The 12,354-nt window shown below is 59.7% G+C and carries 10 protein-coding genes; 5 read left to right on the top strand and 5 right to left on the bottom strand.

Going from position 1 to position 12,354, the window contains the following annotated elements; all coding sequences use genetic code 11:
* Positions 1–20: 20 nt before the first annotated feature.
* Positions 21–713, top strand: coding sequence for a 4Fe-4S dicluster domain-containing protein (locus tag GR212_RS16155; RefSeq protein ID WP_163987589.1), 693 nt, complete (start codon positions 21–23; stop codon positions 711–713).
* A 67-nt stretch (positions 714–780) separates the two neighbouring features.
* Positions 781–1,527: a phosphodiester glycosidase family protein gene (locus GR212_RS16150; RefSeq protein WP_246725783.1), complete on the top strand. Its 747-nt coding sequence runs from the start codon at positions 781–783 to the stop codon at positions 1,525–1,527.
* Between the two features lie 80 nt (positions 1,528–1,607).
* On the opposite strand, the gene GR212_RS16145 is transcribed toward GR212_RS16150, so the two are convergent.
* Positions 1,608–2,822 carry a glycosyltransferase family 2 protein gene (locus GR212_RS16145; protein WP_163987588.1) on the bottom strand — a complete coding sequence of 405 codons (1,215 nt, stop codon included), beginning with the start codon at positions 2,820–2,822 and terminating at the stop codon, positions 1,608–1,610.
* Between the two features lie 293 nt (positions 2,823–3,115).
* Here GR212_RS16145 and GR212_RS16140 point away from each other — a divergent pair, with 293 nt between their 5' ends.
* Positions 3,116–4,105, top strand: a complete 990-nt coding sequence (locus tag GR212_RS16140; protein WP_163987587.1) for a glycosyltransferase — start codon at positions 3,116–3,118, stop codon at positions 4,103–4,105.
* 111 nt (positions 4,106–4,216) lie between these two features.
* Here the strand turns inward: GR212_RS16140 and GR212_RS16135 are convergent, their stop codons facing one another.
* Positions 4,217–6,100 carry a glycosyltransferase gene (locus tag GR212_RS16135; protein ID WP_163987586.1) on the bottom strand — a complete coding sequence of 628 codons (1,884 nt, stop codon included), beginning with the start codon at positions 6,098–6,100 and terminating at the stop codon, positions 4,217–4,219.
* Positions 6,101–6,458: 358 nt separating this feature from the next.
* On the opposite strand from GR212_RS16135, the gene GR212_RS16130 reads away from it, so the two are divergent.
* Together GR212_RS16130 and glf are read left to right on the top strand one after the other, a co-directional pair.
* The gene (locus GR212_RS16130; RefSeq protein WP_163987585.1) at positions 6,459–7,598 is read left to right on the top strand and encodes a DUF707 domain-containing protein; all 1,140 of its coding nucleotides are present in this window, start codon (positions 6,459–6,461) and stop codon (positions 7,596–7,598) included.
* Positions 7,599–7,749: 151 nt separating this feature from the next.
* A complete protein-coding gene (gene glf / locus GR212_RS16125; RefSeq protein WP_204326606.1) occupies positions 7,750–8,925 on the top strand; it encodes a UDP-galactopyranose mutase in 1,176 nt (391 codons plus the stop codon).
* A gap of 120 nt (positions 8,926–9,045) precedes the next feature.
* On the opposite strand, the gene bmt is transcribed toward glf, so the two are convergent.
* From bmt to GR212_RS16110, 3 genes are all read right to left on the bottom strand, one after another.
* Positions 9,046–10,059, bottom strand: a complete 1,014-nt coding sequence (gene bmt, locus GR212_RS16120) for a betaine--homocysteine S-methyltransferase (RefSeq protein ID WP_163987584.1) — start codon at positions 10,057–10,059, stop codon at positions 9,046–9,048.
* 156 nt (positions 10,060–10,215) lie between these two features.
* Positions 10,216–11,268: a quaternary amine ABC transporter ATP-binding protein gene (locus GR212_RS16115; RefSeq protein WP_163987583.1), complete on the bottom strand. Its 1,053-nt coding sequence runs from the start codon at positions 11,266–11,268 to the stop codon at positions 10,216–10,218.
* Complete coding sequence (locus GR212_RS16110) at positions 11,261–12,172, bottom strand: ABC transporter permease (RefSeq protein WP_163987582.1); 912 nt, start codon at positions 12,170–12,172, stop codon at positions 11,261–11,263. The genes GR212_RS16115 and GR212_RS16110 overlap by 8 nt, the downstream gene beginning before the upstream one ends.
* Between the last annotated feature and the right edge of the window lie 182 nt (positions 12,173–12,354).

Genomic DNA, 12,354 nt, shown 5'->3' with positions numbered 1-12,354 from the left:
TATCAATATAAGGGGCCGCGGTGAGCCGCGGCCCTGAACTATTCGAACAGCTCCGTGCGGCGCTCGGCGTCCACGGAGTTTTCGTTCGTGGCAACCTGTCTTTCGGCCAAGGCGAGGGACCGTTGCTGACGGATGGCACAAGCGCCCGCAGCGTCGTCCTGCTCGGCAATATCGGTGGTTCGATCTGGCCGGCATTTTCGGCCTGGCGGGATATGCCGGACAACAGGCTGCGCCAAGACCCCCTCGACGACTGGTCGAAGGTGATCATCCGGCCGGTCGCGGAGAACCTGGGGGCGACGGCCTATTTCCCTTCGGATCCTCCCTGGCAGCCGTTCCAGCGATGGGCCATGCAGGCCGAGGGGTTGAAGGCATCGCCGCTCGGCATATTGATCCATCCGGAATATGGCCTGTGGCACGGCTATCGCGGTGCTTTGGGATTTGCCGAAGCGTTGGAGAACGCCGAGATACGGGACCTTTCCGCGAGCCCATGCGATCGGTGTGCGCGGAAACCCTGTCTTGCGGCCTGTCCGGCCGATGCCGTCACGGCGGCGGCATTCGACGTTCAAAGCTGCCGCTCGCATTTGCGGACGCAGGACGGGCGGGCAGGGTGCGTGACAGCCGGTTGTCTTGCGCGCAACGCCTGTCCGATCGGGGCCGACTATCGCTATCCCGCCGCGCAGCTTGCATTCCACATGGCGGCACTTCACCTTTAGTTTCAAAGCGCTCCTTGTTTCGCCGCATTGCGATGTGTTCTGGAGCCTGTGGTGTTCATGCGGAGCTATGCGTTTGATTCGATTGATGGTCATCCTTGCCGTTCTTGGCTATGCGGCCGCCGCATCGGCCGGCGAAGCCTGCCGCAAGGTCCAGCATCTGGGCGACGGCTATACGGTGTGCACCTTCGATCCGGCTGCAGAGGATATCCAGATTTTCCAGAACGACCGCAGCGGCAAGCCCTATGGTTCGTTTCGGGCCCTGGAGAACGACCTGCACCAGGATCGCATCTACGTGCGCTTTGCCATGAACGGCGGCATGTATCTCGACGACCAATCTCCTGTCGGCCTCTTCGTCGAAAACGGGCGTGAACTGAAGGCGATCAATACCAACAGGGGATGGGGCAATTTCCACCTGTTGCCGAACGGGGTGTTCTATCTCGGATCGGGCAAGGCCGGGATCATGGAAAGCAAGGCCTTCGCCGCTTCCGGCATCAAGCCGTTCTACGCAACCCAATCCGGCCCCATGCTTGTCGTCAACGGCAAGCTTCATCCGTCATTTCTGGCCGACAGCACCAGCCTGAAGGTCAGAAACGGCGTCGGGGTTGCCGCTGACGGCAAAGTCGTTTTCGCCATTTCCGATGGGGCGGTGCGCTTCCATGATTTTGCGACCCTTTTCCGCGACGACCTCCAATGCGGGAACGCGCTGTTTCTGGACGGCAGCATCTCCAGCCTCGACATTCCCGAATGGCGAAGGCGCGACGGTCTGTTTCCGCTCGGCCCCATCATTGCCGTGACGGAAATGCTGCCGGGTTGAACGAGCCCGTAACGTCAAAGGCTCCGCTGCGCTTTTGCGCGGCGGAGCCCTGTAGCAGCGGTTCAGCTATCCGCAGAATCTCAGACGAACTGGTCGATGTAGCTGAGAATGTTGAACAGGCCGTCCTTCGGGCCAGGATTGGCCGGAAAATCCTCGGTGAAGCGGAGGTATGCCCTCGGTTTGCTGCCGTAACCGCCGGTCTGAGGCGCTTCTCTCGTAAGATGCTGCCGGATCGACGGAGAGAGAAGATTGATTGTGCCGTCGTCGATAATCGGCTCGAGAATGACCGGCTCGCCGTTGAAAGCGATCGCCTCCGTTGCCGCGGTCGCGATACCCGCCAGCTTGCGGATCTGATCGTAGGATTCCTGAGGCAGCGGTGTCGGCAGGTAGGCCGCCATGCGGTGATACATGATATAGGCTTCGACCCAGTTCTGCGCATTGACATGCAAGCGCATGGCCACGGCCTGACGCTGCAGCATGAACTCGGTGATGCGCGGCATCAGCGATCCGCGATAGTCCGGCGGATACCTGTTGTCGCGGAGCGCCTGCGAGGCCAGATATTCGAGGCCGCCCCTGTAGGTATCCCACTGGAACATGCATTCCTTGTTGCCCTGCTGCAGGCGCGGATCGTCGGAAACGGCGGTCACGCGAGCGAATGGCTCCGGCATGAACAGCACGTCGGCCTTGTCCAAGGCGCGGGTCGTGTAAAGGAATGCCCAGAAGATAAAGGGCGTGGGGCTGGAAATCGACTTCGTCAGAACGTCGCGCCGGATAATCATGAATTCGGGGAAGATATGGCGATCGAGAATGAATTCGAGCATCGAGCGGAAATCGCCCTTTGAAAGACGCGTCGGATAGGAGAGGTGATAGAAAGGCTGCATATCGCCGCCGCCCGGCCGGCCATCGACCAGGAGCCACGGCGCCTGGATCATGCCGATGTTCTTGTCGTCCACCATGATACGGAGATACTCGACCACCTTTTCCGGAATCAGGAGATCGTCGTCGCCGAGAAAGACCGCGTAGTGGCCGCGGGCTCTCTGCATGGCGAAAGCGTAATTGCTGATGAAACCGGAATTGCTTGCGCGGCGATAGGCGCTGATTTCCGGATTATGCGAGATCGACTGGATATAGGCGGCGGTGCTGTCTGTCGAGCAGTCGTCGACGATGACGATTTCGAAGGGGAGACCCAGCCGGCGAAATTCCTCCAAGTGGAAATTGATGTTCCGCTCGAGCATGAACTGACGGTTATAGGTCGGAACGCAGATCGAAAGAACAGGGGCTTGGGCAGAAGACATCTATTTCTCCACAGTGCATCGGCGCGATTCCGTGCGCCGACTTTGATCCCTGCATAAGCCGGATTGCTTTCGCGGGGCTGGAGAGCCCAACCTGCTTGTCTTGCCGTGGGATCCCCGTGCTCCAGTTCAGTGCAAGTTCCACCCCCTATGTTTCCGGAGGCGCCATCCTGCGTATCCAGGCGAGGGCGTACCGGCTCCGGGGCCGCTTCCCCTGGAAAAGGCCGGACGGCAAGAAGCACATGGTATGACCGGCACCCAGAGATTCGGTATCCATGGCATTATCAGGAGACCTTGTGAGCAAAGTCAGTGTCATCATCCCCGCCTACAACGCGCAGGAGTCCATCGGCGAAACGATTGCGGCGGTTCTTGAGAACCGGGACGTCCTGGAGGTGATCGTCGTCGACGACATGTCCCGCGATGCGACCTCGATGATCGTCGAGCGACATGCTCAGCGCGACGACCGCGTGCGGTTGCTGCGCAATCCGCAAAATGGCGGGGCCGGATACAGCCGGAATGCCGGCATGGCGGCCGCCCGTGGCGACTACTACTATTTTCTCGACGCCGACGACATGCTCGCGCATCGTTCGATCGATGAAGTCGTGTATCATATGGAAGCCAGCGGTTGTGACGTGATGGTGTTTCGCTATCGCTATGTCACCGACAAGAGCGGCCGTCTCGACCCGATGTTGCCGATCGACAACGATGCCTGGCAGGAGCTCGTCGGCGATACCGACATCCGTGTCTTCACGCTCGACCAGTGCGGGCGACTGCTCTTCACCGTGAACTTTCCTTGGAACAAGATCGTCAGCGCCAGGCTTTGCCGCGATACCGGCCTGCGCTTCTCCGAGACGCGCGTTCACAACGATATCTACGCGCATTGGCATATCTATATGCATGCGCGGAAAATCGGCATGATGAACCGTTATCTCATCGGCCACCGCGTCTACCAGGACGGGGCGCAGCTCACCAATGTCTTCACGGAAAAGCGGTTCGAGGTTTTCAAGGCGTTTGCCGAGGTGGAGGCGCTGTTTGCCCGCCTGCCGCAGATGAAGACAGCCTATTACCAGTGGTTCCTTCGCAGCAAGTTCGATTTGCTCGATTGGATCTGCCCGCAATTGCCGTTCGAACTCAGAGACCGTTTCTTCGCGCTGGTGAAGCAATGCTACGAAGGATACGGCCAGCTGGACTATGAGAATGTCCGGACACAATCCTTCGAGACCGCAGACATAGCGCTCAGGCTGAAGCAGGTGCCGCATCTGGTGCTCGGCACAACGCCGAGATAGTCCGGGCCGAGTTAGCCGGCTAATATCGACCGCGCTTGAAGGAGCGCTCGTCAATAAAAGAAGGGCGCAGCGGTCTTGCCGGCTGCGCCCTTCTTCTTTTCCGGATCTATTCTATCGGACGTTCTTGAGCTCGTTCAGATCCGACGCATCTTCGAATTCGTCGCGCGTGTAGATCGCGAAATCCGCCTCGGTCGATTCCTTGAACTTGTGAGGGTTCTCGAACAGCTTCAGCAATGTCCATTGCGGGAATCTGCTGGCGATATCGGCCGTGAACTTGCGATGCCGGACATCCGCCGCGCCGCGGATGTCCGGGCCTTCGAAGTCGGCGGCGTAGATAACGACATAGCGCTGGGAGAGCGAAAAGAGCTGGTCGAGGTAGCTGATGTAGCCGTTGTCGTCCGTGAGGCGATGGAGCAGGTCGAGCGAGAAGGCGCAATCATAGGCGTCCTCATGCATCTCCCAATCCAGGGATTGGTTGCCCAGCCAGATGAACTCGTAGTTCGCCTTATCCCTATGCGTCGCCTGCGTGCGTTCGATCGTGGCCTTTGAGGCGTCGAAGCTCGTATAGCGATCGAAAGAGAAGTATTTCAGCTGATTGCCGTCACCGCAGCCCAGTTCCGCCATGGAGGACAGCTGCTTCTTACGGGCGAAGGAATTCAGGAACTGGCCCTTGTATCTGGCGAGGAGATCGTGGGAGCCGTCTGCCGAATGGCTGCCGTCGCGATGGCGCTCTTCCTGATGGTTGATGGGGCTGAATGCGGGAACAGCTTCGATTGCCTTTTGCGCTGGTTGCAGGGCGGCTACCGGGGCGACCCGTTCCACAGCCGGCATGGCGGCGGGCTTCGGCTGTATCAGATATGGCTGCTGCATCGGCTGCATCGCCATCTCGACGGCCGGCATGGCGTCGCGAATCTGCTGGACCGATATGACCTGCGGAATGGCCGCGGGCTGCTGCACCTGCTGCGCGGGCGCCGGCTGCTGTAGCCAAAGCGGGACCGGCCGCTTGAGGTGCCCCGCGGCCTGCTGCTCCAGCGACGCCAGATTCAGCGGTTTCGCCACTTCCGGTATCCGGTCGCCCATGACGATATCGAGCTCGCGCAGTTGCTTGGCGAGCGGGAATTTTTCGTGGACATATTGCGTCCATTGATGGGTCTGGCCGCTGATGATCTTTTCGACGGCTTCATCCACCGACGAGAAGCGGATCTCGTCCGGCCAGAATTCTTCCGCGCCGGGATAGTCGTGAACGACGGGCAGCGCGCCGACGGCCATGGCCTCTGCGATGTTGTAGCCGAAGCTCTCGTGCACCGACGTCGACAGAAGCACTCCCTTGTCGGCCAGGAATGCCGGCATGTTCCGCTGCCAGCCGTGGAAGAAGACATTGCGGGTAAGGCCGAGCTTTTCCGTCGTGCGCTTCAGGTAAGGCATCATGACGAATTCTTCCTGCTCGCCGGCGACATGCAGCGTGTAGGAAGGATCCCGTTTCACCAGCGAATGCATGATCTGCAGGAACAGAGGCTGGTTCTTGCGCATGAAAGGCTTGGCGGCCCACGCGATCTTCTTCTTGTCGAGCGAGGGGATCGGCTTGAACCTGTCGAGGTTGAGGCCGTTCCAGATGACGTGGGTGCGCGTCTTCTGGGTGATCTGCGGCGCGCGCAGCTTCAGGACGCGCAACATGTCATGGGATACCAGAATCAGGTCGTCGATCGCGCCGAAGTCGATGCGAGCCGGGAAATTCGATTCCACGATCTCGAAGCGATGCCAGCGGGCAATGACACGCTTGCCGCGCCGCCGGAGGTTCTGGTTGATCGCATGCACGAAGAGCTCGTTGCAGAATTCGAACCAGACGATGTCGGCCCATTCCGCAGCCGTCTCGATTTCCTTGTAGGTCTTCGGCTGGATCGCCAGGACTTCGTAGGTCTTCGACAGATGTTGAATTATGTCGCCGATGAAACTGTCGACTTCGATGATTATGGCCAGCTTTTTCTTCTGATGCATCTTCTGCTACCGTAAAAGAGACGAATGGTTCTTTGTCTCGACCTGACGGACGACACGACCGACCTTCGTGTCCGCCGAGCACCGACGTTCTTGGCAATATTCTGAACGCGCGATTGCCCCCGCGTAGAAATCCCAGCCCTAAGATTATGCCAATCAACTTTCGCGAGGCTGGATTGCGCACGATGCCTCCTGGACATCGGGCAGCCTCGGATTTCCCGCACAAGCTTCGCAAAAGGAACGTTCGCCAAGGTGCCGATCAAACGAGCTCGATTGCGAGCGAATCTCCGGGAGCCGGTCATGCGGCTGCTTTCCTCGGATCGGGCCGTTATTTGGGGTTCGGAATTAGGGGACAGTCCACATGTCATTGGCAGCGAGCAGCCTGCACACGCCCACTTATGAAGCGCATCCGGCAAACCAGATACAATGGTCCGATGCGCCGCCATTGACCGAGGGCATGTTGAGCGGGACATTCTGGAGCCTTGGCGATGTTAATCGCGGCATGTTCGTGCGTTTCATGGTTCTGGCGCCCGACGGCATGATCGGCAACTACTTCGACCCCGCCGTTGATTTCTGGCATGTCATGGGCGGCCGGCTCTGCCTGATCGACAGGGATGGATTGCCATCGGTCATTTTCGACTCCGCCCATATCGAGGACGGCAATCTCATGGCGCTTGCGGGACGCGGCGTCATCGGGGGCATCGATATGACCTATCTGCTGGTGCCTGCGGATCATCCCCCGCACCCGTTGTTTTCGACACCCGCAGGCGTCGAGCGCAAGGCAAGCTTTCTCGTGCAGCCTCAGGAGGGATTAAGACGTCCCAATCTCGTCGTCGTGCCGGCCAATTCGAAGTCTCTGCATCCGCGCTGGTTCGAGAAGATCGACGAGGCGACGCGCAACTGGGATCTCTGCATCGGCTATTATGGCGCCGAGACGCCGGAAGTCTCCAGCAGCCCCTACGAATATCTGGCGCATCAGCCGAAGACCAAGAAATTCAAGATCATCTACGATCTCTTTCACGACGGCAGCCCGCTTTGGAACTACGAGCGGATCTGGTTGCCGGATGACGATTTGCTGTGCGACGGCGAAGACATCAACAGGATGTTCCATCTGTCGCACAAGCACGGCCTCGACCTGGCCCAGCCGTCGCTCAAGAAGGGCCCCGGTTCCTACCCCAACCATCCATTGACGGTTCAGAGGTCCAACAGCGTCGTGCGCTTCGAGGGCTTCGTCGAAATCATGTGCCCGGTCTTCTCGCGGCGTGCGCTGCAGATCTGCATCGAATCCATGAGGGACGTCGAATCGGGATACGGCCTCGACCATCTCTGGCCGTCCTTCCTCGGCCGCCCGGCCGCGAGAATGGCGATCATCGACGCGATTTCGGTCGCTCATACCCGGCCGCTGGGCGCGACCTACAATGTCAACGCAGCGGTGGAAGAGCAGGCAGCGCTGTTCAGGTCGTATCAATATACGCCCCTGAAATATGCCGGCGTCTGGTGAAACGCGCCTGAAACCACCTTGTCCCGCCGCCGCTGTGCTTGGCGTCGGGGCAAGCGTTCCCCGCGCCGATATGGCTCACCGCATTCCCATTCCGATTTGATATCCGGTTGCAACCACCGCCGAGATTTTCCGGCGCTGAAAGTTTGAAGGCATGATCGATTTTTCGAAGGTAGACTTGTTGATCGTCGGCGCAGGGTTCTACGGCGCGACGATTGCGGAGCGGGTGGCGAACGAACTGCAGAAGAATGTGCTTCTGATCGACCGGCGCAGCCATATCGGCGGCAATGCCTATAGCGAGTTCGACGGCGAGACCGGCATCGAGGTTCACCGCTATGGCGCCCATCTCTTTCATACGCCGAACGAGGTGGTCTGGACCTATCTGAACAGGTTCACGGCATTTACCGACTACAAGCACCGCGTCTATTCGACCTATCGCGACCAGGTCTATTCGATGCCGATCAATCTCGGCACGATCTCGCAATTCTTCAACCAGCGCCTTTCTCCCGCCGATGCGAAGGCATTGATCGCCGAGCAGGCTGCCGAGATGGCAGGCCGCCATCCGGCAAACCTGGAAGAGAAGGCGATTTCCCTGATCGGTCGGCCTTTGTACGAGGCCTTCATTCGCGGCTATACGGCCAAGCAGTGGCAGACGGACCCGCGCGACCTGCCGGAACATATCATCACGCGCCTGCCGGTCCGCTACACTTTCGACAACCGCTACTTCAACGACAGGTACGAAGGCTTGCCGGTCGATGGCTATACGGCAATCTTCGAGAGGATGCTGAAGCATCCCAAAATTCAGATCGCCCTGGGCGTCGATTTCTTTTCGCTGAAATCCTCGCTGCCGGCCGGTCTTCCGATCGTCTATACCGGGCCTATCGATCGCTACTTCGACTACTCCGAAGGCGAGTTGGGATGGCGTACCATCGATTTCGAGAAAGAGACCCTGAGTACCGGTGACTTCCAGGGTACGGCAGTCATGAATTATGCCGACGAGACGATCCCGTACACCCGTATTCTGGAGTTTCGCCACTTCAATCCCGAGCGTAGCTACCAGAACGAGAAGACGGTCGTTGTGCGGGAATATTCACGCTCGGCAAAGCGCGCGGACGAGCCCTATTACCCGATCGATACGCGGCAGGACAAGGACGTCTTCCTGCGATATCGCGAGCGGGCGGAGGCGGAAGCGAATGTCCATTTCGGCGGGCGGCTCGGCACGTATCGTTATCTCGACATGCATCAGGCAATCGGCGCGGCTCTGAAGGCGTTCGATAGCCGCATCGCTCCGCATTTCACCGAAGGCCGCGCTATCGGCGGCGAAAAATAGACGGGGTTTCGGCGGCGCCAAAGTTCGGCATTCGCTTGAAGACGATGCCGGGCGAATGTCGAAATGAAAAGCATTGAAACTGCGGAGGAAAGCCCGGCAACCGGGCTTTCCTCCGTTTTCTTAGGAGCGCCTGCGGCGTTCGCGCGCGGGGGCGGCGGCGCCTTCGTTGGCTGTCTTGTTGCGCAGCGGACCGATGCGTTCGACGATGGTCTCAAGAGTAGGGCGAGGGCCGGGCTCGTAGCTGTCCAGCGCCTCCCGCATGGCGGCGAGATGGCCGCAGGAGGTGCCGCAGCAGCCGCCTATGATCTTGGCGCCGGCATCGCGTGCCAGTCGGGCGTAATCGGCCATCAGCGGCGGCGTGCCCGAATAGTAGATCTCGGCGCCGCGATATTCCGGAATGCCGCAGTTGCCCTTGACGATGACGATCGCGGCTGAATCCGCTTCCGTCATGTCGAGCAGGCTCGACAGGATATCCGACGCGCCGACGCCGCAATTGGCGCCGACGGCGAGCGGGCCTTCGCCGATATCCGTGGCGACAGCGTGAATGTCCTTCGGATGCAGGCCCATCATGGTCTTGCCGGCGGTGTCGAATGAGCCCGTATAGGTGTAGGGCATGCCGACCTTGACGGCGGCTTCGGCGGCGGCGCGGATTTCTTCCGGCGACGACATGGTCTCGATCCAGGCGACGTCGGCGCCGCCGGCCTGCAGGCCTTCGATCTGCTCGACGAAAGCGGCGACGGCGTCTTCATAGGTCAAGGCGCCGAGCGGCATCAGCAACTCGCCCGTCGGGCCTACCGAACCGGCGACGATGACCTTGCGGCCAGCCTTGTCGGCAACGGCACGGGCGATCTCGGCGGCGGTCTTGTTGAGGCTGTGCACCCGATCCTGCGCGTGGTGAAGCTTCAGGCGATGGCGGGTGCCGCCGAAGGTGTTGGTCAGGATGATGTCGGCGCCGGCATCGACGAAATCCTGATGCAGCTTGGTGATCCGCTCCGGGTGCTGTTCGTTCCAGAGCTCGGGGGCTTCGCCCGCCTCCAGGCCCATGGCGAAGAGGTTGGTGCCTGTCGCGCCGTCGGCAAGCAGCACGCCCTTTTCAGCAAGGAGTTTGGTCAAGGGATTGATGGCGACGGTCATGGCGTGTCCTCGGATGCGTCGAATACCTGGATATCAAATGCAGATATAAACATTTCTTTATGTGAGCACAATAACTAGATGGGCTCGTCTGCGCGTGGTGGGCAGGCAAGAAAAAAGCGCCCCGTTCGGAGCGCTTTTGATTGCTGGTGATGGGCGTTACGCGGCCGCCATCTCGGCCGTCTCGTGCGTCGTCGGGGTGACCATGGCGGAGATGATGCTTTGCAGGTCTATGAAGCCGACAGGTTTCCCGCTTGCATCGGTAACGGTCGCTCCGGTCTGGCCTGCGTCGGTCATCTGCTTGGCCGCGATTTCCAGCGTCATGTCGCCGGGCACGCGTATGCCGCCGGGCTCGCCCGCGAGCGGCTTCATGATGGTCTGGGTCTGGATGACACGGCCGCGGTTCACCTCCTTGACGAAGGCGGTGATATAGTCGTCGGCCGGCTGCAGCACGATCTGCTGGCCGGTGCCCTGCTGCACCACCTTGCCATCGCGCAGGATGGCGATCTTGTCGCCGAGACGAAGCGCCTCGTCGAGATCGTGGGTAATGAACACGACGGTCTTTTTCAGCTCCTTCTGCAGGTCGAGCAGGACGGTCTGCATGTCCACGCGGATCAGCGGGTCGAGCGCCGAATAGGCCTCGTCCATCAGCAGGATGTCGGCGTCGTTCGTCAGCGCGCGGGCAAGCCCCACACGCTGCTGCATGCCGCCGGAGAGCTGGTTCGGATAGTGTCTTTCGAAGCCTCTAAGCCCGACGCGCTCGATCCAGTATTGGCCCTTCTTCTCGCTTTCCGCGCGGGGCACGCCCTGGATATCCAGTCCATAGATCGTGTTTTCGATCACGGTGCGATGCGGCAGCAAGGCGAACTTCTGAAACACCATCGCCGTCTTGTGGCGACGGAATTCGCGCAGGTCGTTTTCGTTCATCTTGCAGACGTCGACGCCGTCATAGAGCACTTCGCCGACCGTCGGCTCGATCAGCCTGTTGATATGGCGGATGAGCGTCGACTTGCCGGAACCGGAGAGGCCCATGACGACGGTGATGGCGCCGGCCGGCATGTCGATGCTGATATCCTGCAAGCCGAGCACATGACCGTGCGTCTCGTTGAGTTCGGCCTTGCCCATGCCGCTTTTGACCTGGTCCACATAGTCGCGTCCGCGAGGACCAAAAATCTTGTACAGGTTTTTTATCTGGATCGCGTGACTAGCCATGAATGACCTCCGAGTGCTTCTGGAGCCGTCTGCCATAGGCTTGGCTCGTGCGGTCGAAAATGATGGCAATTGCGACCAGCGCAAAACCGTTGAGGAAGCCGACGGTGAAGAACTGGTTGTTGATCGCCTGCAGCGTGTTCTTGCCCAGTCCGCCGACGCCGACCATGGAGGCGACGACGACCATGGCGAGCGACATCATGATCGTCTGGTTGATGCCGGCCATGATGGTGGGCAGCGCGAGCGGGATCTGCACGTTGAACAGCTTCTGCCGATGCGAGGAGCCGAAGGCATCGGCGGCTTCCAGAACCTCCCTGTCCACGAGGCGGATACCGAGATTGGTCAGGCGGATCATCGGCGGGACGGCGTAGATGACGACGGCGATGAGGCCCGGAACCTTGCCGATGCCGAAGATGACCACGACGGGAATGAGATAGACGAAACTCGGCATCGTCTGCATGACGTCGAGGATGGGATTGACGATCGACTGCATCCGGTCGGAACGGGCCATGAATATGCCGATCGGCAGACCGATGATAATGGCGATGAGCGTACAGACCGTCACCATGGCGAGCGTTGTCATCGTGTCTGTCCAGAGGCCGAAGACACCGATGAGAATCATCGAGATCGCGGTGCCGGCGACAATCTTCAGATTGCGGCTGGCGGCATAGACGACCAGCATCATGGCGATCAGGATGATGAACCAGGGCGTATTGGTAAAAATCCATTCCAGATAGTTCAGAAACCACTGCAGAGGCTGCACGATGGCATCGATGAGGTTGCCATAGGCGCGCACGGATGCTCTGAAGCCGTCATCGATGTTCTTGCGCGCCAGGCGTATGAGCGATTCATCTATTGCCGGAAAGTTGCAAAGCACATTCGGCAGGATCGTACACTGAATAGCCATGTATTTCCCCTTCTTAGTCCGGTTCTGTACCGGTCCGGTGCGTGTGGCCTTCACGCCCGGATCGTATGCAGTGCTGCGACCGGTTCTTCAGCCTGCCTTTCAATTTCTACTACATTCGCGTTCGCCAATCTGCACTCGTTGCGACCTTACGCCATGTCGCTCTGTCGGTATGAGCGTCATGC

It is taken from the genome of Martinezella lusitana (genome assembly GCF_010668395.1).
Lineage (GTDB): Bacteria > Pseudomonadota > Alphaproteobacteria > Rhizobiales > Rhizobiaceae > Rhizobium > Rhizobium lusitanum_A.
This window is presented reverse-complemented; position numbering and strand designations above follow the sequence as displayed.